The sequence below is a fragment of the Actinomadura sp. RB99 genome, assembly GCF_014706005.1.
Lineage (GTDB): Bacteria > Actinomycetota > Actinomycetes > Streptosporangiales > Streptosporangiaceae > Spirillospora.
This window is the reverse complement of record NZ_JABMCA010000095.1, coordinates 1-23,103: the sequence shown is the minus strand read 5'-3', so window position 1 is coordinate 23,103 and position 23,103 is coordinate 1. Positions and strand designations below refer to the sequence as shown.

The window sequence follows — 23,103 nt, the reverse complement described above, 5'->3', positions numbered from 1 at the left end:
TGATCGCGGAGGGGGTCTCCCCGTAGAAAGGGTTCCCGTGCCGCACCCCCCTGGCCTCAGCGAACCGCCCGGCCTCAGCGCCGCCGAACGCCGGCTGTGGGCCGCGTTCCCGACCGGCGCGCGCGTCGTCCTCGGCGACGACCGTCCCGCCGGGCCGCTGCCCGACCGGATCGTCCGGGCGGAGGTCATCAACCGGCTCCTCCTCGGCGCGGGCGAGACCCGGACCGGCGCCGTCGCCGCCGTCCGGCTCACCGGCGCGTACATCACCGGGTGCCTGGACGTGTCGAACGGCACCGTCGAGCATCCGCTGCGGCTGGAGCGGTGCCGCCTCGTCGAGGCGCCGCGCCTGTCGAACGCGCGCACCGGGCAGCTGCGGTTCGCCGAGTGCCGGATGCCGGGCTTCGACGGCGGCGGCCTCCAGGCGGACGGGTTCCTCAGCCTGTCCGGCTCGGAGATCGAGGGCGAGGTGCGGCTGCCGCGCGCGCAGCTGCTCGGCGGGTTCCGGATGAACGGGACCCGCATCACCGCGTCCGCGCCGGACAAGTGGGCGCTGTTCAGCGGCAGCATGGTCGTCGAGGTCGGGCTGTTCGCGCGGAACGCCGAGATCACCGGCGGGGTCCGGTTCGTCGGCGCGAAGATGAACGGCGGGCTGTTCATGGAGGGCACCACGCTGTCCAACCCGGGGCGGATCGCGCTGGACGGGCAGAACATGGTGGTCGAGAACACCTGCGAGTTCAGCGCCGGCTTCCGCGCGATCGGGACGGTCCGGCTGCGCAGCGCCCGCTTCAACGGCATCCTGTCGTTCTCCAAGGGGATCCTCGACTCCGCCGACCCGAAGCGGATGGCGCTGCACGCCAGCCACATGGTCTGCGACGAGCTGCTGCTGTGGCCGTCGGAGAAGATCAAGGGCCGGGTGTCGCTGTCGTACTCGAAGATCGACCTGATCATGGACCATCCGTCGATCTGGCCGGACGAGCTGTACCTGAACGGCTTGACGTACCAGACGCTGCGCGGCGGCGGGTTCAAGGACCGGCTGAGCTGGGTGTCCCGCGATCCCGAGTTCCACCTCCAGCCGTACGAGCAGCTCGCCGCCTGGTACCACGGCATCGGCCACGACGTCCTGGCCCGCAAGGTGCAGCTCGCCAAGCTGCGCGCGCGCCGCCGGAAGGTCCACGCGGTCAGCCGGGTGTGGAACCTCGTCCTGGACTGGACGGTCGGCTACGGGTACCGGCCGTGGCTGGCGTTCGCGTGGTTCGCGGTGCTGGTCGCCGTCGGGACCACGGTGTTCTCCCTCGACCATCCGAAGGGGATCAAGCAGCCGGCGGAGCAGCCGCACTTCCACGCGCTCGTCTACAGCCTCGACCTGCTGATCCCGATCGACACGTTCGGGCAGCAGCAGGCGTTCGACCCGCAGAACTGGTCCCGCTGGGTCGCCTATGCGCTGATCGCGACGGGGTGGGTGCTCGCCACCGCGCTCATCGCGGGCGTCACCCGCGTCCTGCGCCCGAACTGACCCGCCTCGCCCCGCGCGTCCACGGGGGTACGGAGATCGAGGAGAATGGGGCCCCATGGGCACGTATCTGATCACGGGGGCGACCGGCGGCATCGGCACCGCGGTCGCGGAGCTGCTCCGCGAGCGCGGGCACGACCTGGTCCTGACCGGCCGCTCCCCCGACCGGCTGGCCGAGCTGGCCGGGAAGCTGCGCACCGGCGCCGCGCACGCCGCCACCCAGTCCATCGCGATCGCGCCGGGCGCGCCGCCCGCCGCCGCGTCGGGCGCGTCCATCACCACGGTCCCGCTGGACCTCACCGAGCCGCGGCGGATCGAGGCGGTGCTCGCGGGGGCGGAGCTGCCCGGCCGGCTCGACGGCGTCGTCCACGCGGCGGGGGTCGTCCATCTGTCGCCGGTCGCCGAGCTGGAGGCGGACGAGTGGATGGACCACCTGTCGGTGAACCTGGTGTCCGCCGCCGAGGTGACGCGGCTGCTGCTGCCCGCGCTGCGCGCCGCCGAGGGCCACGTGGTCTTCGTCAACTCGACCGCCGGGCTGCGCGCCAACCCGGAGTGGTCGGCGTACGCGGCGAGCAAGTTCGGGCTGCGCGCGCTCGCCGACTCGCTGCGGGCGGAGGAGCCATCGCTGCGGGTCACGACCGTCTATCCGGGGCGGACGGCCACGGAGATGCAGCGGAAGGTGCGCGCGCAGGAGGGCCACCCGTACGCGGAGGACGACTTCGCCGCGCCCGGCACGGTGGCGCGCGTGCTGGTCGCCGCGCTGGAGACGCCCCGCGACGCCGTCGTCTCGGACGTCACCGTACGTCCGAACTAGCGGGTTCCCGGCGGTCTGGGGGGTTATAGGGATGTCCAATATTTTCTGATAGATCCCCATAACTCGCTTGCCGTGCGCGCGGCCGGGCAGTGCCCGGCCCGTGACGCAGAGTTATTCACGGCCCGAGGACGCCGGCCGCCGGATCCCCGGCGACGGTCCGGAACCCGGCGGGACGCACCGGCCGCCGTCCCGCTTGCCGCGGACGTGGCGCCGCCGCCGGCTGCCGGCGGTGTGGCCGTCATGGCGCGTGCGGTTCGCGGACGTCGCGGCGCCCCACCCGCTCGACCGGCCCTGGGCGCGGGCGGTGCTGCTCGTCGCGGTCGCGGTCCTGCTCGGGTCCGGGCTGTGGCTGCTGCGCTGGTCGGGGACCGCGCCCACCGCCACGCCCGACACCTTCTGGTACGCGCGCGACGCGTTCCGGTACGCGGGCTGGTCGGAGCCCGCCGCCGACCGCGCCGCGGCGGACATCACCTGCGGCGGCCTGATGCGGGGACCCTCGCGCCCGCCGGGGACGCGGCCCGACTGCGTCCGGTACCGGGCCGCGCTGCCCGGCGTGGCGCCGGAGCGCTTCCAGCGGATCTTCACCTCGCGTCCGGGCTATCCGCTGCTCACGGTGCCGTTCGTCCGGGTGATGGGCACGGCCGGGTTCAGCGCCGCGACGGCCGCGCTGGGGGTGGCGTGCGGCCTCGCGGCCGTCCTGCTGGCGCTGGCGATCGGGCTGCGGCCTCTCCAGGCCCTGGTCGCGGAGGCCCTGTTCTTCCTGCTCCCGACCGGCTTCTGGGGCAGCCGCCTGCTCGCCGAGGCGCCCATGATGCTGTGCGTGATGCTCGCGCTGACCGGTGCCGTGCTGGTACTGCGCGAACGCGCCGCGATCGCGGGATCGGCGCTGCTGGCCGGCGCGCTCGCGCTGCTGTGCGTCGTCAAGCCCGCCAACGGCGTCGTGCTGGCCACCGCGCTCGCGGTCGGCGCCGTGCTCCTGCTCCCGGTCTTCGCGTCGCGGCGGGCGTTCCTGGCCGTCGCGGGCGTCGCCGTGCTCGTCCTGGCGGGCAACCTCTGGATCGGCTCCGCCCTGCACCTGCCGGGCGTCCACGAGACGCTCCAGGACACCTTCACCAGGCATTTCCGGCATCCCGACGTGCCCGACCCGTGGCACCGGCTCTCGGCCGCCGCGGGGAAGCTGTGGAGCGGTGACATCGCCCCCGCGATGCTGGAGAACCCGCTGATCCCGGCCGCGTTCCTGTTCGCCGCCGCCGGTCTGGTCTCCCGCGTCCGCTGGGACGCCGCCTGGCCCGTCGCCGCCGCGGGCCTCACCGGCGCGGCGATCGCCTCGCTGCACCCGCTCGTCGACGAGCTGCCGCGGCTGTCGGCGGTGGCGTGGATCCCCGTCGCCTTCGGCCTGGCCGCCCTGACGGCCCGCACCGCCGAACGGCCCGACGAGGACGTCCCGTCCCGTCCCAAGCGCCTCGAAGCGGAGACGGCCGACCTCACACCCGGCGGGTGACCGGCTCTCACACCCCGCGGGCGACCTCCGGGCGCTCGACGCGGCTCCGGCGCAGGAACCACGCGCCCAGCACGCCGCCGATCAGCCCGAACAGGTGGCCCTGCCAGGAGATCGTCGGGTCGTTCGGGACCACGCCGACCAGCATCGTCCCGTAGACCGCGACCACCAGCACGGCGATCACGACGTCCAGCACCCGCCGCTCGAAGATCCCGCGCCCGACCAGGTAGCCGAAGAACCCGAAGATCAGGATGCTGGACCCGAGCGTGTTCGCGGAGCTGAAGAACCACACGCCGAGCCCGCCGACCACGATGATGATCAGGCTCGCGGCCAGGAACTTCGCGATCCCCCGCGCCGCCGCGATGAACCCGAGGATCACGAACGGGATCGTGTTGGCCATCAGGTGCGGGAAGCCCGCGTGCATGAAGGGCGCCGTGAAGATGTCCGGAAGGTCGTCGACGTCGTGCGGCTGGATGCCGAACTGGTCCAGCGCGCCGTTGTCGAGCACGTCGATGCCCTCGAGGACCCACATCACGACCGTCACCGAGCCGATGAGCACCGCCGCCGACAGCGCGCGCGTGCCGGCCTTGACGAGCCCGTCGGAGCGTTGCCTGTCGGGGGTGTAGCTCATGTCGCCACCGTATGACCGATCGATCCTGCCGTCACCGGGGTCAACGTACATATCCCCACGAAGGTGCCCGATGGTGAACGCTATTCGGTTTCCGGCATAGTGGACGGATGCGCGCTGCGATCTGCGAGGAGCTCGGCTCCCTCGCCGTCAAGGACACCGCCCCGGTCGAGCCCGGCCCCGGCCAGGTCCTGCTCACCGTCGAGGCGGCCGGCGTCAACTACGTCGACGCCCTGTTCGTCCAGGGCCGCTACCAGATCAAGCCGCCGCTGCCGTTCGTCCCCGGCAGCGAGGTCGCCGGCACCCTCCCGGACGGGACGCGCGTCCTCGCCATGTGCGGGCTCGGCGGCTTCGCGTCGCACGTCGCCGTCCCCGCCGCCGCAGCGGTGCCGCTCCCGGACAAGCTGGACGCCCCGCGCGCCGCGACCTTCACCCAGAGCTACTGCACCGCCCTGTTCGCGCTGCGCGACCGCGCCGCCCTCGCCGCCGGCGAGACCGTCCTCGTCCTCGGCGCCGGCGGCGGCGTCGGCCTCGCCGCCGTCCAGGTCGCGACGGCCCTCGGCGCCCGGGTGCTGGCGGTCGCGTCGTCGGAGGAGAAGCGCCGGGCGGCCCTCGCCGCGGGCGCGGACTCCGCCGTCGACGCCGCCGACGTCAAGGCCGCCGCCCGCGCCTGGTCGGACGGCGGTGTCGACCTCGTCTACGACCCGGTCGGCGGCGCCCTCGCCGACCCGGCGCTGCGCGCCCTGCGCGAGGGCGGCCGCTACGCCGTGATCGGCTTCGCGTCCGGGGACATCCCGTCCCTCCCGCTCAACCAGGTGCTGCTGCGCAACCGCTCCATCGTCGGCGTCGACTGGGGCGCCTGGTCCATGAGGCACCCCGCCGAGCAGCGCGCCCTTCTCGACGAGCTGCTCGCCATGGTGGCCGAGGACCGCCTCGACCCCGTCGCGCCGCGCACGGAGCCGCTCGCGTCCGCGCCGCGGGTCCTCGACGACCTGCTCAACCGCCGCGTCGTCGGCAAGGTGGCCCTGCTGCCCTGACCTCCGGCCGGGCGCGGGACAGTGTCCGGAGGAGGTGGCGATGGACGGACCCGGTCTCGACCTGCACCTGGACGTGACGCAGGGCGGCGGTGTGGGGCGGGCTTTGGAGGAGGCCCTGCGCGCGGCGGTGCGATCGGGGCGGCTCGCCCCGGGCACCCGGCTGCCCGGGAGCCGGACCCTCGCCTCCGATCTCGGGATCGCGCGGGGGACGGTCGTCCAGGTCTACGCCCAGCTGACGGCCGAGGGGTGGCTGTCGGGGACGCCCGGGTCGGGCACCCGCGTCGCCGCGGTCGGCGCGGTCGAGGCCCGTCCGGACACGGAACCGCCCGCGCGCCATCCCGGCGCGCGCATCGACCTGCGGCCGGGCCGCCCGGATCTCAGCTCGTTCCCGCGCACCGCTTGGGCCTCGGCGGTGCGGCGGGCGCTGGCTTCGGCCTCACCGGCGGCGTGGGACTATGCGGAACCGGCCGGGCTGCCGGTGCTGAGGGCCGCGATCGCGGGATACGCCGCCCGCACGCGCGGCGTGCGCGCCGACCCGGGAACCGTGGTGATCACCGCGGGCTTCGCCCACGCGCTCGCGGTGCTCGGACGGGCCCTGCGGAGCATCGGCGTCCGGTGCGCGGCCACCGAGGACCCGGGCCTGCCCCGGCACCGGGACCTGCTGCGCGCGGCGGGGCTGGGCGTCGTCCCGCTGCGCGTGGACGGCGACGGCGCCGACCCCGCCGGCCTGCCGGACCAGGCCGGGGCCGTGCTCCTCACCCCGGCCCACCAGTACCCGTGCGGCGTGGTGCTCGCGCCGTCCCGCCGGGCGGCCTTCGCCGCGTGGGCGCGCCGGCGGGACGGCTTCGTGATCGAGGACGACTACGACGGCGAGTTCCGCTACGACCGGCAGCCGGTCGGGGCGATGCAGGCGCTCGCCCCCGACCGGGTGGTCTTCGCCGGAAGCGCCAGCAAGGCGCTGGCCCCGGGCATGCGGCTCGGCTGGCTCGCCGTGCCGCCCGCGCTGCTCGACCCTGTGCTGGCCGCGCTGGAGGACCTCGGCGCGGCGGTGCCCGCCGTCGACCAGCTCACCTTCGCCGACCTGCTGGAACGCGGCGACTACGATCGGCACGTCCGGCGGGCCCGGCTCGTCCACCGGCGGCGGCGCGCGGAACTGGCGGACCGGCTCGCACGCCCGCTGGACGGGGTGGCCGCGGGCCTGCACGCCCTGCTCCCTGCCGGGTCGGCCGGGGAGGAGCGGGCCCTGGTGGAGACCGGGCTCTACGCGGGGCTCCGCCTGCACGGCCTGCACACCGACGGGTACTGGCACGAGGCGTCCCCCGAACGCCGCGCGGCGCTCGTCATCGGCTTCGCCACCCCTCCCCCGCACGCCTGGCACGGCGCCCTGGAGGCCCTGGCCGGGGTCGTCGACGCGGTGACAGGTCAGGCGGAGACCCCGCCCCGCTACGCCGGGTGAACCGGACGCGGCGCCCGGCGGTCGCGGCGCGCGCGCAACTCCGCCTCGTCCACGAGGGTCAGCATCGGCTCGCCGGGGACGCCCAGCATGACGATGACGAAACGGGTCCAGCCGTCGGCGAGGTTGTTGGCGGCCTGGTAGTGGATCACGTCGCCGCCGGGTTCCCAGAACGCCTCGCCGGCGCGGATCACCCGTTCGGGCTCGCCCTCCAGCTCGAACACCATCTCGCCTTCGAGCAGGTAGCCGAAGACGGGGCCGGAGTGGCGGTGCGGCGGTGTGCCCGGGTCCCCCGGGGGCAGTTCGACCGTCGCGGTCATCGCCTCGGCACCCGAGGGGATGAAGGGCGGAACCTGGTGCATCAATGTGGTGAGAGTGGACATGCCGCCGACGCTAGGACGCCACCGGTTCAGTGAAGTAGTCCACTTCCCGTGCTTTTGGTTGTACCGGTTCGCCGGGCAGTCGCGCCGGCGCGCAGCCGGTTCAGGCGGCGGAGGCGTGCTCGGACTCGGACGCGTCGCCGCGGACCACGATCACCGGCAGCCGGCGCCGCGCCGGGGCCTCCGCGGTCCGGCGCAGGTAGCGCCGCTCCTCCGGGGTCGTCCCGCCCCAGATGCCGTCCGGCTCGCCCACCCGCAGCGCCCACGCGAGGCACTCCGCCTTCACCGGGCAGTTCGCGCAGATCGCCTTCGCCGCGTCCATCTGAGCCTGGAGCACCGGCGCCGAGTAGCCGATCGGGAAGAACAGGTCGGGATCCGCGCCGCGACAGATGGCGTGGTCGGTCCAGTGTTCCTCGTTCTCGTCGTTGTGCATGGCTTTCTCCCTGCGGGGCATGGTGAGGAGGCCACCGGCGGTTCGCTCTGGGGTGGTCTCCACCCAACGTAGTACTACGAACCGTAGTACTACAAGTCGTTGTGAACATTGCAACTTAGCGCCCGGATAACCTTGTGACGTGCAGCGTGATCAAGAAGTGACCTTTCGCGAGGCGACGGCCGCCGATCTCCCCGAGATCGTCCGGCTCCTGGCCGACGATCCCCTGGGCGCGACCCGCGAAACACTCGCCGAGGAGATTCCCGAGGCCTACGTCACCGCCTTCGCCGCCATCGAGAAGGACCCCAACAACCACCTGATCGTGGCGGACGTCGCGGGCACGGTCGCGGGCACGCTGCAGCTCACCTACATCCCCGGCCTCACCTACACCGGCGGCGAGCGCGCCCAGATCGAGGGCGTCCGCATCGCGGCCGACGAGCGCGGCCGCGGCCTCGGCCAGACCATGCTCGCCTGGGCCATCGACCAGGCCCGCGCCCGCGGCTGCCGCGTCGTCCAGCTCACCACCGACCGCCAGCGCCCCGACGCGATCCGCTTCTACCAGAAGATCGGCTTCCGCCCCTCCCACATGGGCATGAAGTACCACCTGCAGTAGGCAATCCCGGCCCAAGGGCCTCGCCTGGCGGCTCGCCCTCTGACCGTCCTCGGGCGGGCGCGACCTCGCTTCGCGAGCTTCGCGGCGGCCGAGCCTCCTGCACCGCCGGTCGACCGTCCAGCCCGCCGTGTCCAGGGCCACGGCCAGCCGTTCCAGGTGCCCGGTCGCCGTCACCACGCCCACACCACCGCGCCGCCGTCGCGCCGCGCCTCCGCGACGATCCCCAGCTCGACGTACTCGACGCGTCCCGACAGGCCGACGGTCACCAGGCGCACTCGCCCCCGCCCCCCGACGTCCGCCCCTTGAAGGGCCCGCCGGACGTGCCGGAGCGCGGCCGCCTGGTCGTCGGTGACGCCGCACTCCCCTCCCTCGCGCAGGACGACGTCCCACGCGAAAAGCGCAGGCGGCCCACCTCTCCTCGCGCCCGTCATCTGTCGCCGCCGTTCCCCCACTCTGTGCCGATTCGATCACTCTCAGTGAATCGATGACGGGTGGCGCAGGTCACCGTGATAATCGGAGATGAGCGTGGACACGGACCATCTCCGCGGATATCCGGAACGAGGTGCACTGCGGTGTCCGAGAAGAAGCGCGCCGGGGCCCGGCTGCGGGCCGCTCGGAAAGCGCACGGCCTGACCGTCGCCGACCTGGCCGAACGGTTCCGCGACGTCGCTCCCGAGCGCGTCCGGCAACGCCTCCCGTCCGTGCGCGACCTCGAACGCACCATCCGCGGCCACGAAGCCGGCGAGCACGCCGTAGGCCCCAGCTACCGCCTCCTCTACGCCCGCGCCCTCAACACCCCCGAAGAAGCCCTCTTCGCCGCCGATGACGCTCGCCGCGCCTTCTCGGACGAGCATGAGCGGCTCGCGCTCGCGGTGCGTGATCCGGCCCGGCTCGACGGCGTCGTGATCGACGGTCTGGCGGCCACGCTCGCCAACCAGCGGCGGGTCGAGGACGTGGTCGGCTCTCACGCCGTCTTGGGCGCGGCACGGGCGCACCTTGCGCTGATCATGCGTCTGCTGCGCGACGCTCGGGGCCCGCTCGCCGCACGGCTCCTGGCGATCGCGTCCGAGGCCTCCCAGTTCAACGGGTGGCTCAGCACGGCGGTCAACGACCACGCGGCGGCCGAACCGCTCTACGACCAAGCGCTCCGGCTAGGGCTGCAGGCCGACGACAAGGACTTGGCGGCGACCGCGCTGTCAATGCGAGGTCATCTGGCATGGGCGAAAGGCGAGTACGGCGACATGGCAAGCCTTTCCGAGGCCGCCGCGGGTCTCGCCACGGCGTCGGGCACGCGAACCGTGGCGACGCAGCAGCGCGGCCGGGCCCTGGCCCTGCTGGGCGACCGGCAGGGTGCGCTCCGGGCCGTCGGCCGAGCCGAGGATGTCCTCGCCGGACGCGGAGACACCGACGATCCGGATGGCCTGTACTTCTACGGCGCCGAGATGCTCACCATGCAACGCGGTCTGATCTACGGATACCTCGGTGAGCACGCCAAGGCCGCCGACCTCCTCACCCGCGGCATCGAAGCGATGCCGAGCACGATCCGCGATTCCGAATGGGTCGCGTGGTACCGCGTGAAGGCGGCGTCGGCGCGAGCGCTGGCGGGCGATCCGGAACAGGCGGTCGCCGAGTTGCGCACCGCCGTCCGCGTCCTCACCGCGACAGGCGGCACGAAGACCCTCCGCGACGTCGCGCACGTCCACCGCATCCTGAGGACGCGGTACCCAGCGCACCCGCACGTCACCGACCTGAGCGACATCCTCCACCGAGTGGGCGGCGACGATCAGGATGCCGGTGGGCCGGATCGCCAGGACGGGTGAACTTCGGGGGCCGTATCGCTTGGTTTGCGGGGGGTGACGGGTGGGCCTGTCGGCCCACCCGTTGTGCGCGTTCAGTTGGCGGTGGTCGTTGCTTGGGCGGGGTGGGTGGGGAGGACGCGGTAGGCGCCTACGAGGGTGGCGGTCGTTCGGGTGAGGGTGCCGGGGACCATGCGGTCGGGGAGTTCGCGCTGGAACTCCTGGAAGGCGGGGGTCGACGGCAGGACGTCGCGGTCGTCCTCGTTGACCACGACGTGGAGGAACGTGTCGCCGTCCAGGCGGAACGCCGCGTAGCGGACGCCGCCGGGGTCGTCTCGCTCCAGCTCGTCCATGACGTTCTCGATCAGCCGCTGGTTCTCGTCGGCGCGCTCGGGACGGGCCTTGTACTGCACTACGGCGATCTTCTGCATCGCTGGTCCCTTCGTGGGTCGCTGTCACCTGTACCGACACGGCGACCCGGGTGAAGTGACCGGCTTGGGGACGACGACTTTCGGCGCCGGGCCGGCGGAATAGGGTCGGCGGCATGCGCTGTGTGCGTCCGGCGACGCGGGCCGACCTGCCCGCGGTTCTGGCTCTGCTGGCGGACGAGGAGAAGGTCGTGGATCCGGCGTCGGTCGTGGTGACGGACACTTACGAGCGGGCGTTCGCGGCGATCGACCGCGACCCGCGCAACGAGTTGCTGGTGCTGGTGGACGGCGGGACGGTCGTGGGCTGCCTGCAGGCGACCTACATCCACGGGCTCGGCAAGGGCGGCGCCGAACGGGCCCTGATCGAGGCGGTGCGGGTCCGCGCGGACCGGCGCGGCGGCGGCCTCGGCCGGGCGCTGATGGAGAGCGCGATCGAGCGGGCCCGCGCGCGGGGGTGCGCGCTCGTCCAGCTGACCAGCCACAAGAGGCGCGGCGGCGCGCACCGCTTCTATGACTCGCTGGGGTTCGCCCGCAGCCACGAGGGCTTCAAGCTCGCCCTTCAGGCGGTGGAGACCTCAGAGGGCGCCGAGGGAGCGCATCATGCCTAGGGCGTCGGAGATGGGCCAGTACTCGGCGAAGCGCCCGTCCTCCATGCGGAAGAGGTCGTGGCCGGCGAACGCGATGCGGGTGCCGGGTTCGGCGGTGGTGCCGGGGATCCCGCCCTGGTAGGAGCCGTGGAAGGTCCAGCGCGCGGCGAGCAGGTCGCCGTCGACGAGGGGGCCGACGTCCAGGGTGTTCTCGATGTCGGCGAAGTAGGCGCGGGACCGGCGGATCTGCTCGGCGACGCCGTCCGGGCCGTGGACGTCCATGCCGGGCCAGTGGCCGGCGAAGCCGGGTGTGAGGATCTCCCCGAGGACGTCGTAGTCGCCGGACCACGCCTCGAACAGCCACCGCCGGTACAGGGTGTGCGCATCCATGGGCCCATGGTGCAACGTCGCGCGGGCCGGCCGCCGCGCGGGGCGGCCGGCCCCGTCGGGGTCAGCCGATCTCGAGGACGGCCTTGCCGTGCAGGCGGCGTTCGAGGAGGGCGGCGACGGCCTCCTCGGCCCCGCCCCAGGAGCCGCGCCAGGAGATCCCCGGGTCGAGCCGTCCGGCGGCGACCTGACCGCCCAGCCATGCCAGGTCGGGGGCGAGGTCGCCGTCGTCGAGCAGGTAGAAGGTGACGAGGGAGCGGTCGTGCCGGCCGTCGTTGCCGAAGAGGTCGCCGAACGGGAACGTCTCCGCCTCGCCCGTCCCGTGGCCGACCGCGATCAGGGTGCCGTGCGGCGCGAGCCTGCCGAACGCGGCGACGAGCTGGGAGCCGCCGACGTTGTCCACGACCCCGTCGACCGGTTCGGCGACCTGCTCGGGGTGCGCGACGACCTCGTCGGCGCCGAGCGCGCGCAGCGCGTCGCCGTGCGCGGCGGGATCGCCGGTGGACGCGACGACGTGGGCTCCGCCCAGGCGGGCGAGTTGCACGGCGTACCGGCCGACGCCTCCGGTGGCGCCCAGCACGAGGACGCGCTTGCCGAGCAGCGGCCCGATCCGGCGCAGTGCGCGGAGCGCGCTCGCCGCCGCGACCGGGATCGTGCTGATCGCGCCGAGGTCGGCATCCGGCGGGACGGCGCCGAGCAGCGCGGTGTCGACGGCGCGGAGTTCCGCCCACGCGCCGTCCGCGCCGAGGGTGACCACGGGAGTGCCCGCGGCCGGGCCGGATCCGTCGGCCGCCGCGCGCTCGACCACGCCGGCGGCGTCCCAGCCGAGCACGGCGCCGTCCGGCGCTCCGGCGATGCCGTGGGCGACCTCGCCGTAGTTGAGCGAGGTGGCGCGGACCCGCACCAGCGCCTGGTGCGGCGCGGGCTCCGGCGTGGCGGTCTCGCCGAGGCGCAGGCCGGAGGCCGTCGAGTGGTCGATGAGCAGAGCACGCATGAGGTGACACCTTCCGAGAAGAGAACAGACCCATTTATGCCACCGAGTGGCATACGCCTGCAAGTGGCATTCGCTTCCCGGATACACTCCTGGGCATGACCACGGCACCGTCGCTGCGCGAGCGCAAGAAGCAGCGCACCCGCCAGGCGCTGATCGACACCGCGCTGGACCTGTTCGGCGAGCACGGCTTCGGCGGGGTCACCCTCGACGAGGTGTGCGCCGAGGTCGAGGTGTCCAAGCGCACGTTCTTCCGGTACTTCACCGGCAAGGAGGCCGTCGCGATGGCGCCGCTGGAGGACCTGTGGCGCACCTTCCTCGACGAGCTGGAGACGTGCCCGGCCGACGGCCGGCCGCTGCTCGGGCTGCTGGAGTCGGTGCTGCTCGCGGCGCTGGAGCGGGTCGCGGACGAGGAGTGGGCGGACCGGGCGCTGCGCAGCTACCGGCTGCTCCAGGTGACGCCGTCGATGGACGCGCACGGCCTGCACTTCTGCGACGACACCCTGCGGTCCGTCCTGGACGTCCTGCACCGGCGCCTCGACCTGCCCGACGACGCGCGGCCCCGGCTCGCGGGCGACATGCTGGTCGCGGCGTGGCGGCACGCCCTCGGCGGGTGGGCGTCCGCGGCGGTGGAGCCGCCCTCGGTGGCCGACCTCGCCGCCCGCGTCCGCGCCGCCGTGGCGGCGCTGCCGGGCAGCCTCACGCTCGCCGCCGCGCCCCGCGCGGAGGCCGGCGGCCGCTAGCGCGCGACGCCGAGGACGAGGGCGACGACCTGGGCGGTGTCGCTCAGATCCGGCAGGACGGTGTCGGCGCCGGACAGCCGCAGGTCGGCGGCGGACGTGGCCCCGGTCGCGACGGCGACGACCCGCGCTCCGCCCTCGTGGCCCGCGCGGACGTCGTGCGGGGTGTCGCCGATCAGCACGGTGCTCGACGGCCCGAACCGCTCGCCGTACTTCGCGGCGGTGCGCTCGCGGGCGAGCTCCACCAGCGGCGGACGTTCGACGCCGTCCATGCCGTACGCGCCGATCTCCAGGTCGAGGAACGCGTCGAGGCCGAACGCCTTCAGCTTGCAGGCGGCGATCCGCGCCATGTTCCCGGTCAGGACGGACTGGATCACGTCCGGGCGGGCGGCGAGGGCCTCCAGGACGTCGCGGGCGCCGTCGTGCGTCCGGCCCCGGGCCGCGAGTTCGTGCGCGCGCGCTTCGAAGGCGAGGGCGAGTTCGTCGGTGAACGCTTCGAGGACGTCGGGCGTGGGGTCGACGCCGTGGTGCCGGAGCGTGTCGGTGGTGATGGCGCGGTCGGTGCGGCCGGCCATCGGCGCGACGTGCTCGGCCGGGCGGCCGACGACGCGGTGGAACACCTCCGCGTAGATGTCCGCGGACAGCCCGCCCGCGTGAAGGAGGGTGTGGTCGATGTCCCAGAGGACCAGGGTGCGCACGGACGCATCGTAGGCCGTCAAGATTTCGGCTCCTGTTCACCTTGGCGTGAAATGGTGGACATCTGGGTGTGCACGCCGCCGTTGAAGCCGTCCCCCGAAGAACCTTCCCCGAAGGAGCTGGTCGTGGCCGAAAGGCATCTGGAGATCGAGCACAAGTACGACGCCCGGGCCGATTTCGTCCTTCCGGAGCTGGGCGGGCTGCCGGGGGTGGCGTCGGCCGGGGAACCGGAGACCTTCGACCTGCACGCGAGCTACTTCGACACGGCCGACTTGCGCCTCGCGGCGCACGGGATCACGCTGCGGCGGCGGCGCGGCGGGACGGACGCGGGATGGCATCTGAAGGTGCCGGCGGGCCCGGACGGCAAGGAGGAGTTGCACGCTCCGCTCGGACGCCCGAAGGTCGTGCCGGCGCGGCTGGCGGCGCTGGTCGCGGCGTACACGCGGGGCGAGCCGCTGCGTCCGGTGGCGACGCTGGAGACGCGGCGGACCGTCGTCCGGCTGTACGCGGGCGACGGCGCGATGCTCGCGGAGGTCGCCGACGACCTCGTGACGGGCCAGGACGTGCGGGACGTGCAGGACGAGACGCCCGCGGACGCCCCCGTGCAGCGGTGGCGGGAGATCGAGGTCGAGCTCGGGGACGGGACGGGCGACCTGCTGAAGGCGGCGGGCAAGCGGCTGCGGAAGGCGGGGGCGCGGCGCGCGAAGTCGTCGTCGAAGCTCGGCCGGCTGCTCGGCGGGGCGATCGCGCCGTCGGAGGCGGCGCGCGCGCGTGCCGCGTGCAAGGCGCGGCTGGTGGCGGCGATCGACAACGGGAAGGGCCCCGCGACGACGGGCGACGCGGTGATGGCGTACCTCGCGGCGCAGGTCGAGGCCGTCATGGCGTTCGATCCGAAGGCGCGGCTGGGCGAGGAGGACGCCGTGCACCGGATGCGGGTGGCGGTCCGCCGGATCCGCAGCACGCTGAAGGCGTACCGGCCCGTCCTGGACGAGGCGCGCACGGAACCGCTCGGGCCGGAGCTGAGGTGGCTCGCGGCGGTGCTGGGGGAGGTCCGCGACCTGGAGGTGCTGCGGATGCGGTTCCAGGAGCGGCTGGGCGGGGCGGCGCCCGCGTGGCTGGACGACCTGGCCCGCCAGGAGCGCACCGCCTACAGGCGGATGAACGCGGCGCTCAAGGAGCCCCGGTACTTCGCGGTGCTGAACGAGCTGGACCGTCTCATCGCGGAGCCGCCGCTGACGGAGGACGCCGACCGCAAGGCGCGCAAGGAACTCCCAGACCTGGTGAAGCGGTCCTGGGACCGGATGGCGCGCGCGTACACGTCCATCGCGATCGCCGAGGACGCGGAGGTGGCGCGTCACGAGACCCGCAAGGCCGCCAAGCGCGCGCGGTACGCCGCCGAGCTGGCCATGCCCGTACTGGGGGTCGCGGCCAAGCGGGTGGCGAAGGACGCCAAGCGCATCCAGGAGGTCCTGGGCGGCTACCAGGACGGCGTCATCGCGATGGAGCACCTCAAGGCGGCTGCCGCGCACACACGGAACCCGTCCGAGGCGTTCGACCTCGGCGTCCTGTACGGGTGGGAGCGCTGCGAGGCGGAGACCGCCCGCGAGAAGCTCTCGGTGACCTGGTCCCAGACGCTCGGCCCCGCCTTCTGAGCCCGCCTTCTGAGCCCGCCTTCTGAGCCCGCCTTCTGAGCCCGCCTTCTGAGCCCCCCTGAGGCCGGCCTGAACGTCAGGCCGGCGGCGAGCCGTCGTTTCGAACGGCCGGATGGCGACGGCTCGCCGCGGCTCAACGGGACTTGGGCGTATGGCGCTCCAGGGCGGCCAGCGCCCCTTCGCCGATGTGGGCCACCCAGAACTCGCCCTTGTGCAGGCTCGGGTCGTCCGGGACCTTCTCGCCGAGCTCCCGGCACAGCCCCGCGACCAGCTCCGACACGTTCTCGCCGTGCGTGCACACGACGGTCGGGACGCCGTCGCCGAGCAGGTCGAGCAGCCGCTCCCGGGCGCGGTCCGGGCCCGTCTCGCCGACCGTGAACGCGGCGTCGGTGACCACGTCCGCGCGGATGCGGCGCGCGTACGGCAGGACGGTCTCCAGGCACCGGGACGTCGCCGAGCTGAGCACCCGCGCCGGGCCGAAGGCGTGCAGCAGCGCGGCGAGCTCCGCCGCCTCCGCCCGGCCGCGCCCGTCCAGCGGGCGCAGCTCGTCGGGCTCGCGCCACGCGTGCTTCTCCCCCGCCGACCCGTGCCGGACGATCATCAGCGGCCAGGTGCGGGACGGCCCGTCCAGGAACGCGCGGAGCAGGTCGGCGTCGTGCGGGTAGCTCAGCCGCGCCTCGGCCTCGGCCGCGGGCAGCCACGCCAGCTCGTCGACCTCGTCGTTCGGCGTGAACGCGGCCTCCGCGACGGGCCGCGCCGCCCAGTACTCGACCCGCTTGGGCCGGTCCCCGTGCCGGTACTTCGCGGTCGGGAGGCGGCGGCCGAGCCGCGGCACGAGGCCCGTCTCCTCCTCGATCTCGCGGACGGCGGCGCGCAGCATGTGCTCGCCCCGGTCGAGCTTGCCCTTGGGGAACGACCAGTCGTCGTACCGGGGGCGGTGCGCGACCGCGAACTCGGGGCCGTCCGGGCCGTCGCGCCACAGCAGCGCGCCGGCCGCGCGGATCGGGCCGGCGTGCGCACCGGCGTCAGTCATCGACCGTCCTCCACCGCCGGCTCCGGACCAGGTGGGTCTGGATGTCCAGCAGCGTCTCGCCGGGGCCGGGCTCGCTGCGGGTCCAGGTGCCGTCGCCGTCGAGCGCCCAGGCGTGCGTGCCGGCGTCCATGGCCCGGTCGAGCAGCGCGATCAGCTCGTCGCGCTGGGTCCGGTCGGTGACGGTGACGAGCGCCTCGACGCGGCGGTCGAGGTTGCGGTGCATCAGGTCGGCGCTGCCGAGCCACACCTCCGGCTCGCCGCCGTTCTCGAACGCGAACACCCGGGAGTGCTCCAGGAACCGGCCGAGGACGCTGCGGACCCGGACCGTCTCCGACAGCCCCGGCACGCCCGGCCGCAGCGCGCAGATGCCGCGCACCCACACGTCCACCGGCACCCCGGCCCGCGACGCCCGGTACAGCGCGTCGATGATCACCTCGTCGACCAGCGAGTTGCACTTGATCCGGACCCGCGCGCGGTGCCCGGCGCGGTGGTTGTCGATCTCGTGCTCGATCCGCTGGACGAGCCCGGACCGCAGGCTGTTCGGCGCGACCAGCAGCCGGTTGTAGGAGCCCTGCCGGGAGTAGCCGGTGAGGTGGTTGAACAGCGCGCTGACGTCCTCGCCGACGTCGGGGGCGCAGGTCAGCAGGCCGAAGTCCTCGTAGAGGCGGGCCGTCTTCGGATGGTAGTTGCCGGTGCCGATGTGGCAGTAGCGGCGCAGCGTGCCGTCCGGGTCCTCGCGGACGATCAGCGCGAGCTTGCAGTGCGTCTTCAGCCCGACGAACCCGTACACGACGTGGCAGCCGGCCGTCTCCAGCTTGCGCGCCCACGCGATGTTGGCGCGCTCGTCGAAGCGGGCCTTCAGCTCCACCACCACGACGACCTGCTTACCCGCCTCGGCGGCGCTCATCAGCGCGTCGACGATCGGGGAGTCGCCGCTCGTCCGGTACAGCGTCTGCTTGATCGCGAGGACGCCGGGGTCGGTCGCGGCGTCCTCGATCAGCCGCTGCACGGTCGTGGTGAACGAGTCGTAGGGGTGGTGGACGAGGACGTCGCCCTGCCGGATCGCGGAGAAGATGTCCACGTCCTCGGGCAGCGCCTCCTTCGACGGCACGAACGGCGGGTACTTCAGCTCGGGCCGGTCCAGGTCGGCGATGGCGCCGAGCCCGGCGAGGTCGAGCGGCCCTACGAGCCGGTAGATCTGCCGCTCCTCGATGGCCAGTTCGGTGGTGAGCAGCTCCAGCACGCCGTCGGAGATCGACTCCTCGACCTCCAGCCGGACGACCGGGCCGAACCGGCGGCGCAGCAGCTCGCGCTCCAGCGCCTGGAGCAGCCCCTCGCTGATGTCGTCGTCGATCTCCAGGTCCTGGTTGCGGGTGACGCGGAACGCGTGGTGCTCGACGACCTCCATCCCGACGAACAGCTGCCCGAGGTGCGCGGCGATCACGTCCTCCAGCGGGGTGAACCGGTCCGGGGACGCCTCGAAGAAGCGCGGCAGCAGCGGCGGCACCTTGACCCGGGCGAACATCGTCGCGTCCGTCTCCGGGTCGCGGACGATCACCGCGAGGTTCAGCGAGAGGCCGGAGATGTAGGGGAAGGGGTGCGCGGAGTCGACGACCAGCGGGGTGAGGACGGGGTAGATCCGGTCGCGGAACAGCCGGCGCAGCCGCTCCTGCTCGGTCTCGGCCAGCTCGTCCCAGCGCAGGATCTCGATGCCCTCCTTGGCGAGGTCGGGCAGCACCTCCTCGCGGAAGCAGGCGGCGTGCCGGCGCATCAGCTGGTGCGCGACCTCGCCGGTGCGCTCCAGCACCTCGCGGGGCTGCCGGCCGCTGGCGGACTGGACGGCGAGGCCGGTCGCCATCCGGCGGGCCAGGCCGGCGACGCGGACCATGAAGAACTCGTCGAGGTTGCTCGCGAAGATCGACAGGAACCGGACGCGCTCCAGCAGCGGCAGCTCGGGATCCTCCGCCAGCTCCAGGACGCGCTGGTTGAAGCGCAGCCAGCTCTCTTCGCGATCGAGGAAGCGGTCGTCGGGCAGCGCTTCGGTGGCACGAGGAAGATGTCCTGGATTGACGGTCATGTCCCCAATTTTCCCTGACCAAGGTGAACAATGGTGGAACGCCGATGTTTCGGCGAAGAGTCAGATACGTCGATCATGCCCGCGGTTCCCGTTGATCAACCGGGACATAGGTCCTCTCCCGGCCGGCCGCGGCTAGACGCCGCAGGAACCGGTGACGAGGCGGTGCCCCAGCCAGGCCGCCAGGTCCGCGACGAACACGTCGGCGAGCGGCGGCCAGTTCCAGAACCGCAGCCCGAGCTCCGCGAACGCGCACGGCACCGGCCAGCGCCAGCCGTTGAACCCGGTCCGCTCGCCGCAGCGCGCGCAGACCAGCGCGTCCGGACCGCCCTCCAGCCACTCCTCCACCGCGTCCAGGACGGTCTCGAACGGCAGCCAGGCGCCGCAGCGCGGGCACCGCACCCGGTCGTCCTCGCGCATCGTCCCGTAGTAGGCGCCGCGGCCGACGTCGATCTCCAGGCCGTTCGGCCACAGGTCCGGGAAGCCGGCCGGGTCGCCCATCGCCACCGACCCGGCGGCCGGGCCGGGCGCGTACCCGCCGGGGGCGTCGCCGAGGACGCAGTCGGTCCGCTCGGCCAGCACGATCCCGGCGTCGACGAGGCGGGTCAGGACGCGGTCCGCGAGGTCCGGCGCGTCGCCCGGCAGCGCGTCGAGGTCCGCGATCCAGCGGCTCCGTTCCCCCATGCGCTCACAGTACGACGGCACGGACAAACCCGAAGAAGAACGAGGGACTTACGCGAAAGCGGTGACAGACGAGGTAAACAGCCAATCAACGTCCTAGTGTGGCCGTTCCCGTGCGTACAGTAACCATGCGGAAGTAACGACCTGACCGCCGGGAGAGCTTCCCGGGGGAACGCCCTGTAGGTACAACGGGACGGTGACCTCTCACGAGCCTTCCCTTCCGTCCTCCACCGCGGTCCTGTGGCCGCGGTGCTCGGCCGTCCACGGATGCACCGGGCGCGCCGCCGGCGGATTCGCGGGCTGCCCCGCCCATCTGCGGCCCGCCGAGTTCGAGCGGTTCGCGGCCGGGCTGCACCCCGGAGGCGACCTCGACCTGCGCGGCGTCACGGTCTCCCCGTCGCTGCTGGACGCGGTGCTCGACGCGGTCACCGGCCCCGACGGGCGCCCGCACCTCGGCCGCGCCCGGTTCGACGGCGCCGTGCTGCCGGCCCACGCCGTGCTGCGCGGCGTGTGCGTCGAGGGCGACAGCTCGTTCGACGGCGCCCGCTTCCTCGGCGGCGCGTCGTTCTTCGACGCGCGGTTCTTCGGCCACGTCTCCTTCCGCGGGGCGCGGTTCGGCGGCAACGCCTCCTTCCACGAGGCGAGGTTCCACCGGCACGCCTCCTTCGAGGAGGCGGTGTTCAGCGGCGACGCGCTGTTCGGCGAGGCCGTCTGGCACGCCGACGCCGCGTTCCCCAAGGCGGTGTTCTTCGGCGCCGCCTGCTTCGACCGCGCCCGGTTCGGGCGGGACGCGGCGATGCAGGGCGCGTGCTTCGGCGCGGCGGTCTCGTTCCGGCGGGTCCAGGTCGCCCGGCACGCCCGGTTCGAGCGCACCCGGTTCCGGAGCGGGCTGTGGCTCGGCCCGCTCGTCGCCGGCGGCCGGATCGGCCTCGCGGACGCCGCGGCGCGCGGCGGGCTGCGCGTCCACGCGGCCGCGCGCGCGGTGCACGCCCGCGCCCTCACGGTCCGCGGCGAGGCCGAGTTCCGGCTGCGCCGCGCCGAACTCGACCTGGAGGGCGCCTGCTTCGACGCGGCGGTGAACGTCCGGTCGCTGCCGAACCCGTTCCAGGGGCTCGCCGAGCCGGAGTCGTGGACCGGTCCCGCGACGGTCCGGCTGGTGTCGCTGCGCCGGGTGGACGCGGCCCGCCTGCACCTCGCCGACGTCGACCTCAGCGGCTGCGGCTTCCTCGGCCTCGTCCGCCCCGACCGGCTGCGGATCAGCGGCGACTGCCCGTTCGCTACGGTCCCGGACCGGCACCGCTGGCGGCCCTGGGTGCACGGCGGCGCCGGCCGCGCCGTGCTCGCCGACGACCTGGCGCGCACCGACGGCGACGCCGCGTGCGGCGTGGGCGGGCTGGAGGACCTCTACCGGGAGCTGGCCCGCGCCACGGCGGGCTCCGACCGCGCCCGCCTCGCCCGCGACTTCCGCTACAGCGCGCTGGAGATGCGCCGCCGCAGCGAGCCGCACCAGTGGCGGCGCTGGGCCCTGCACCTGCTGTGGATCACCAGCGGGTACGGGCTGCGCGCCGGGCGGATGGCGGCCTGGCTCGTGCTCGCCCTCGCGCTGGTGTGCTCCGGGCTGCTGCTCGTCCGCCACCAGCACCCCGAGGCGGCCGTCCGCACCCGTTCCCACCAGCCCTTTTCCTCGTCCGGACGGCGCGCGGCGCACCCCGCCCCGCGCCGGGGCGTGCGCCCCCTCACGCCCTGACACCCGCGTCATCGGACCGCCCCGGATGATCGTCAAAAGGGCGCGGCGCTGTTTTGTCAGTGCTTTGGGTAATGATTCTTGTTATGAGCAGAGACACTCATCCGGGGGTGCAGTGCCCGCACTGCCATTCCCATCTCGCGCTCGTCCCCGTGCCCGGAAATAACGCCCCCGCAGCGGTGCCCGCCCCGGGTTCCGGCACCGTGCCCAACACCGTGCCCGATACAGCGTCCGACACGGTGCCCGCCAAGGGGCCCGCTTCACCGTCCGCCGCACGACCCGCACCGCCCGCACAAGCGCCCGTCCCGCCGGTCACCGCCAAGGAGGAATGGCAGCCGCCGCCCGTCGCGGAGGTCCTCGCCGCCTATGCCGGACGCGTCAAGGACTCCGCCACCGCAATGCGCGGCGCCGCCCGCGTCCGCGACAGCCTGAACCGCGCCCGCACCGCCGCCGCGCAGCGGCGGGCCGCCCAGAGAACCGCCCGCCGGACCCCCAAAAGCGCCTGATCACGCCATCACGCCCCGATCACGGCGACCCGTTTCGCGAAGCGGCGGAAGGGACGGCGCACGGCCGCCGAGGCCATGGCACCGTCCCTCCCCCGATGCGCGCCCGGCATGGGCGCGGATCATCGCCGACGCGTCACTTCGGCGCGGAATCCGTCCATTCCATGGTCATCACGGAGCTGGAGTCGAGCACCGTTCCGGCGGGCCGCGGCTCCTTCCCCGACGGGGCCAGCAGCACCCTTTCGTCGGCGAGCGCCTTTCCGGTCGCCGGGTCGATCACCAGCAGATGCCGGACCGTCCCGCCCGCGCTCTTCTCCGTCATCCCGATCGCGTCGCCGGTGCGGCCCTGCGGATCGGTGACCCTGCCCACGGAGTCGACCGTCTTCAGCCCGGCCAGCAGCCGGAACGCCGCCGCCCGCACCTTCGGCCGCACGGGCAGCTCGGTGACCAGGCTCCCCGCGACCCGGAACAGCCACGCGTCCGCCTTCATCGGCACGCTCGACGACTCGGTGTCGTGCCCGTCGTACCAGCGCAGCACCTCCTTCTTCAGCCGCGCCGGGTCGTCCGGCAGGCTCTGGAGCTGCTTCATGGTCACGTTCCGGCCCAGCCAGTAGACCTTGTCGCCGTCGACGAGCGCGGAGCGGCTCGTCGACGCCGTCCCCGGCCCGGTCGACACCTTCATGGCCTTGTAGCCGCCCTTGCCGCTCGGCTGGATCGGCACCTGCAGCGACAGTGTCTTCGGCGACCCGGCCCGCCGGTAGGCGGCGGCGTCGGCCGGGGACGCGGGCTTCACGCCGAGCCGCTGCTGCCGGGCGATCATCTTCCCGCCCGGCCCGCCCGGGGCCCACTCGTCCGACCTCTCCATGAGCAGGACGGTGTACCGCTCCCCGCCCTGCCCCCGGGCCAGCCACGAGCTGGTGCCGACCGTCGACTTGTGCCAGTACCGCCCGGCCGGCTCGGACGTCCTGTCCAGCTTCTCGGCGGCGGCGAGCAGCACCGTCCGGGCGTCGAGCGGCCGCTCCGGCCCGGCCTGCGGGCCGTGGCCCGGCGCCTTCGGACCGCCGTCGCCGCCGGACGTCACCGCCACGACGCCCACCGAGGCGGCCGCGACCGCACCGGCCAGGCCGAGCCCCCACGCCGGCCGGACCCGGGACCGCCGCGGCACCCGCGCCTCCCGCGCGCCGGACCCGGCCGGCGCCGCCATCGCGCGCGCCAGCTCGGCCCGCCGGACCTCGTCACCGACCGGCGCGTCCGGGTTCAGCTCCGCCGGCCTCGCCTCGCGCAGCGTCCGCAGCACGTCGTTCATGCCCTCTCCTCACTGACGATTCCCATCTGCGGACGCACCGGGCGGCCCGCCGCCTCGGCCGCCGGACCCCGCGCCGGACCCCGCGCCTGGCCGGGCGTCCCCGCGGGACCGGCGGCGGCATC

At 73.9% G+C, this 23,103-nt stretch carries 24 protein-coding genes; 12 read left to right on the top strand and 12 right to left on the bottom strand.

Annotated features, from left to right (window positions below; all coding sequences use genetic code 11):
• Positions 1-37 precede the first annotated feature (37 nt).
• The 3 genes from amrb99_RS44550 (at position 38) to amrb99_RS44540 (ending at position 3,825) form a co-directional block, all read left to right on the top strand.
• The gene (locus amrb99_RS44550) at positions 38-1,513 is read left to right on the top strand and encodes a hypothetical protein (RefSeq protein WP_190868082.1); all 1,476 of its coding nucleotides are present in this window, start codon (positions 38-40) and stop codon (positions 1,511-1,513) included.
• 55 nt (positions 1,514-1,568) lie between these two features.
• Positions 1,569-2,324, top strand: coding sequence for an SDR family oxidoreductase (locus tag amrb99_RS44545; RefSeq protein ID WP_190868080.1), 756 nt, complete (start codon positions 1,569-1,571; stop codon positions 2,322-2,324).
• 100 nt (positions 2,325-2,424) lie between these two features.
• Positions 2,425-3,825, top strand: a complete 1,401-nt coding sequence (locus tag amrb99_RS44540) for a hypothetical protein (protein WP_190868078.1) — start codon at positions 2,425-2,427, stop codon at positions 3,823-3,825.
• Positions 3,826-3,832: 7 nt separating this feature from the next.
• Here the strand turns inward: amrb99_RS44540 and amrb99_RS44535 are convergent, their stop codons facing one another.
• Positions 3,833-4,453, bottom strand: a complete 621-nt coding sequence (locus amrb99_RS44535) for a rhomboid family intramembrane serine protease (protein WP_190868076.1) — start codon at positions 4,451-4,453, stop codon at positions 3,833-3,835.
• 107 nt (positions 4,454-4,560) lie between these two features.
• Between amrb99_RS44535 and amrb99_RS44530 the strand changes: the two genes are divergently transcribed.
• Both amrb99_RS44530 and amrb99_RS44525 read left to right on the top strand, forming a co-directional pair.
• Positions 4,561-5,487: a zinc-binding dehydrogenase gene (locus amrb99_RS44530; protein WP_190868074.1), complete on the top strand. Its 927-nt coding sequence runs from the start codon at positions 4,561-4,563 to the stop codon at positions 5,485-5,487.
• A 40-nt stretch (positions 5,488-5,527) separates the two neighbouring features.
• Entirely contained in the window at positions 5,528-6,943 is a 1,416-nt protein-coding gene (locus amrb99_RS44525) for a PLP-dependent aminotransferase family protein (RefSeq protein WP_190868072.1), read from the top strand.
• Here the strand turns inward: amrb99_RS44525 and amrb99_RS44520 are convergent.
• Entirely contained in the window at positions 6,931-7,323 is a 393-nt protein-coding gene (locus tag amrb99_RS44520) for a cupin domain-containing protein (RefSeq protein ID WP_190868070.1), read from the bottom strand. The genes amrb99_RS44525 and amrb99_RS44520 overlap by 13 nt on opposite strands.
• Before the next feature lie 100 nt (positions 7,324-7,423).
• Complete coding sequence (locus amrb99_RS44515) at positions 7,424-7,753, bottom strand: WhiB family transcriptional regulator (RefSeq protein WP_151543281.1); 330 nt, start codon at positions 7,751-7,753, stop codon at positions 7,424-7,426.
• A gap of 157 nt (positions 7,754-7,910) precedes the next feature.
• Between amrb99_RS44515 and amrb99_RS44510 the strand changes: the two genes are divergently transcribed.
• Positions 7,911-8,363 carry a GNAT family N-acetyltransferase gene (locus amrb99_RS44510; protein WP_190868094.1) on the top strand — a complete coding sequence of 151 codons (453 nt, stop codon included), beginning with the start codon at positions 7,911-7,913 and terminating at the stop codon, positions 8,361-8,363.
• Between the two features lie 170 nt (positions 8,364-8,533).
• Here the strand turns inward: amrb99_RS44510 and amrb99_RS44505 are convergent, their stop codons facing one another.
• On the bottom strand, positions 8,534-8,794 hold the full coding sequence (locus amrb99_RS44505; RefSeq protein WP_190868068.1) for a hypothetical protein: 261 nt from the start codon (positions 8,792-8,794) through the stop codon (positions 8,534-8,536).
• 141 nt (positions 8,795-8,935) lie between these two features.
• Between amrb99_RS44505 and amrb99_RS44500 the strand changes: the two genes are divergently transcribed.
• Positions 8,936-10,183 carry a hypothetical protein gene (locus amrb99_RS44500; protein ID WP_190868066.1) on the top strand — a complete coding sequence of 416 codons (1,248 nt, stop codon included), beginning with the start codon at positions 8,936-8,938 and terminating at the stop codon, positions 10,181-10,183.
• 71 nt (positions 10,184-10,254) lie between these two features.
• Here the strand turns inward: amrb99_RS44500 and amrb99_RS44495 are convergent, their stop codons facing one another.
• The gene (locus tag amrb99_RS44495; protein WP_190868064.1) at positions 10,255-10,590 is read right to left on the bottom strand and encodes a hypothetical protein; all 336 of its coding nucleotides are present in this window, start codon (positions 10,588-10,590) and stop codon (positions 10,255-10,257) included.
• Positions 10,591-10,703: 113 nt separating this feature from the next.
• Here amrb99_RS44495 and amrb99_RS44490 point away from each other — a divergent pair, with 113 nt between their 5' ends.
• On the top strand, positions 10,704-11,195 hold the full coding sequence (locus amrb99_RS44490; RefSeq protein ID WP_190868062.1) for a GNAT family N-acetyltransferase: 492 nt from the start codon (positions 10,704-10,706) through the stop codon (positions 11,193-11,195).
• Here the strand turns inward: amrb99_RS44490 and amrb99_RS44485 are convergent.
• Together amrb99_RS44485 and amrb99_RS44480 are read right to left on the bottom strand one after the other, a co-directional pair.
• On the bottom strand, positions 11,163-11,564 hold the full coding sequence (locus amrb99_RS44485; protein ID WP_190868060.1) for an ester cyclase: 402 nt from the start codon (positions 11,562-11,564) through the stop codon (positions 11,163-11,165). The genes amrb99_RS44490 and amrb99_RS44485 overlap by 33 nt on opposite strands.
• A gap of 61 nt (positions 11,565-11,625) precedes the next feature.
• Complete coding sequence (locus amrb99_RS44480; RefSeq protein ID WP_190868058.1) at positions 11,626-12,555, bottom strand: zinc-binding dehydrogenase; 930 nt, start codon at positions 12,553-12,555, stop codon at positions 11,626-11,628.
• Positions 12,556-12,650: 95 nt separating this feature from the next.
• Between amrb99_RS44480 and amrb99_RS44475 the strand changes: the two genes are divergently transcribed.
• Positions 12,651-13,295 (top strand): TetR/AcrR family transcriptional regulator, encoded by a 645-nt coding sequence (locus amrb99_RS44475; RefSeq protein WP_190868056.1) that lies wholly within the window; start codon positions 12,651-12,653, stop codon positions 13,293-13,295.
• Here amrb99_RS44475 and amrb99_RS44470 read toward each other — a convergent pair.
• Positions 13,292-13,990, bottom strand: coding sequence for a haloacid dehalogenase-like hydrolase (locus tag amrb99_RS44470; RefSeq protein WP_190868053.1), 699 nt, complete (start codon positions 13,988-13,990; stop codon positions 13,292-13,294). The genes amrb99_RS44475 and amrb99_RS44470 overlap by 4 nt on opposite strands.
• A 123-nt stretch (positions 13,991-14,113) precedes the next feature.
• On the opposite strand from amrb99_RS44470, the gene amrb99_RS44465 reads away from it, so the two are divergent.
• A complete protein-coding gene (locus tag amrb99_RS44465; protein WP_347257127.1) occupies positions 14,114-15,640 on the top strand; it encodes a CYTH and CHAD domain-containing protein in 1,527 nt (508 codons plus the stop codon).
• 133 nt (positions 15,641-15,773) lie between these two features.
• Here the strand turns inward: amrb99_RS44465 and amrb99_RS44460 are convergent, their stop codons facing one another.
• From amrb99_RS44460 to amrb99_RS44450, 3 genes are all read right to left on the bottom strand, one after another.
• Positions 15,774-16,673, bottom strand: coding sequence for an NUDIX hydrolase (locus tag amrb99_RS44460; RefSeq protein WP_190868049.1), 900 nt, complete (start codon positions 16,671-16,673; stop codon positions 15,774-15,776).
• Positions 16,666-18,750 (bottom strand): RNA degradosome polyphosphate kinase, encoded by a 2,085-nt coding sequence (locus amrb99_RS44455; RefSeq protein WP_190868047.1) that lies wholly within the window; start codon positions 18,748-18,750, stop codon positions 16,666-16,668. The genes amrb99_RS44460 and amrb99_RS44455 overlap by 8 nt, the downstream gene beginning before the upstream one ends.
• 132 nt (positions 18,751-18,882) lie before the next feature.
• The gene (locus amrb99_RS44450; protein ID WP_190868044.1) at positions 18,883-19,431 is read right to left on the bottom strand and encodes a hypothetical protein; all 549 of its coding nucleotides are present in this window, start codon (positions 19,429-19,431) and stop codon (positions 18,883-18,885) included.
• A 193-nt stretch (positions 19,432-19,624) separates the two neighbouring features.
• Between amrb99_RS44450 and amrb99_RS44445 the strand changes: the two genes are divergently transcribed.
• Together amrb99_RS44445 and amrb99_RS49755 are read left to right on the top strand one after the other, a co-directional pair.
• Entirely contained in the window at positions 19,625-21,175 is a 1,551-nt protein-coding gene (locus amrb99_RS44445; RefSeq protein WP_190868042.1) for a pentapeptide repeat-containing protein, read from the top strand.
• Between the two features lie 83 nt (positions 21,176-21,258).
• On the top strand, positions 21,259-21,678 hold the full coding sequence (locus amrb99_RS49755; RefSeq protein WP_194737729.1) for a hypothetical protein: 420 nt from the start codon (positions 21,259-21,261) through the stop codon (positions 21,676-21,678).
• Positions 21,679-21,811: 133 nt separating this feature from the next.
• Here the strand turns inward: amrb99_RS49755 and amrb99_RS44435 are convergent, their stop codons facing one another.
• The gene (locus amrb99_RS44435) at positions 21,812-22,981 is read right to left on the bottom strand and encodes a CU044_5270 family protein (RefSeq protein WP_190868040.1); all 1,170 of its coding nucleotides are present in this window, start codon (positions 22,979-22,981) and stop codon (positions 21,812-21,814) included.
• Between the last annotated feature and the right edge of the window lie 122 nt (positions 22,982-23,103).

Excerpts from the sequence above, each read along its gene's own strand:
- amrb99_RS44515 (WP_151543281.1), bottom strand. The coding sequence starts at position 7,753 with ATGCACAACGACGAGAACGAGGAACACTGGACCGACCACGCCATCTGT.
- amrb99_RS44545 (WP_190868080.1), top strand. The coding sequence starts at position 1,569 with ATGGGCACGTATCTGATCACGGGGGCGACCGGCGGCATCGGCACCGCG.
- amrb99_RS44520 (WP_190868070.1), bottom strand. The coding sequence starts at position 7,323 with ATGTCCACTCTCACCACATTGATGCACCAGGTTCCGCCCTTCATCCCC.
- amrb99_RS44475 (WP_190868056.1), top strand. The coding sequence starts at position 12,651 with ATGACCACGGCACCGTCGCTGCGCGAGCGCAAGAAGCAGCGCACCCGC.
- amrb99_RS49755 (WP_194737729.1), top strand. The coding sequence starts at position 21,259 with ATGAGCAGAGACACTCATCCGGGGGTGCAGTGCCCGCACTGCCATTCC.
- amrb99_RS44450 (WP_190868044.1), bottom strand. The coding sequence starts at position 19,431 with ATGGGGGAACGGAGCCGCTGGATCGCGGACCTCGACGCGCTGCCGGGC.
- amrb99_RS44490 (WP_190868062.1), top strand. The coding sequence starts at position 10,704 with ATGCGCTGTGTGCGTCCGGCGACGCGGGCCGACCTGCCCGCGGTTCTG.
- amrb99_RS44495 (WP_190868064.1), bottom strand. The coding sequence starts at position 10,590 with ATGCAGAAGATCGCCGTAGTGCAGTACAAGGCCCGTCCCGAGCGCGCC.
- amrb99_RS44485 (WP_190868060.1), bottom strand. The coding sequence starts at position 11,564 with ATGGATGCGCACACCCTGTACCGGCGGTGGCTGTTCGAGGCGTGGTCC.
- amrb99_RS44435 (WP_190868040.1), bottom strand. The coding sequence starts at position 22,981 with ATGAACGACGTGCTGCGGACGCTGCGCGAGGCGAGGCCGGCGGAGCTG.
- amrb99_RS44535 (WP_190868076.1), bottom strand. The coding sequence starts at position 4,453 with ATGAGCTACACCCCCGACAGGCAACGCTCCGACGGGCTCGTCAAGGCC.
- amrb99_RS44505 (WP_190868068.1), bottom strand. The coding sequence starts at position 8,794 with ATGACGGGCGCGAGGAGAGGTGGGCCGCCTGCGCTTTTCGCGTGGGAC.
- amrb99_RS44460 (WP_190868049.1), bottom strand. The coding sequence starts at position 16,673 with ATGACTGACGCCGGTGCGCACGCCGGCCCGATCCGCGCGGCCGGCGCG.
- amrb99_RS44455 (WP_190868047.1), bottom strand. The coding sequence starts at position 18,750 with ATGACCGTCAATCCAGGACATCTTCCTCGTGCCACCGAAGCGCTGCCC.
- amrb99_RS44530 (WP_190868074.1), top strand. The coding sequence starts at position 4,561 with ATGCGCGCTGCGATCTGCGAGGAGCTCGGCTCCCTCGCCGTCAAGGAC.
- amrb99_RS44480 (WP_190868058.1), bottom strand. The coding sequence starts at position 12,555 with ATGCGTGCTCTGCTCATCGACCACTCGACGGCCTCCGGCCTGCGCCTC.
- amrb99_RS44525 (WP_190868072.1), top strand. The coding sequence starts at position 5,528 with ATGGACGGACCCGGTCTCGACCTGCACCTGGACGTGACGCAGGGCGGC.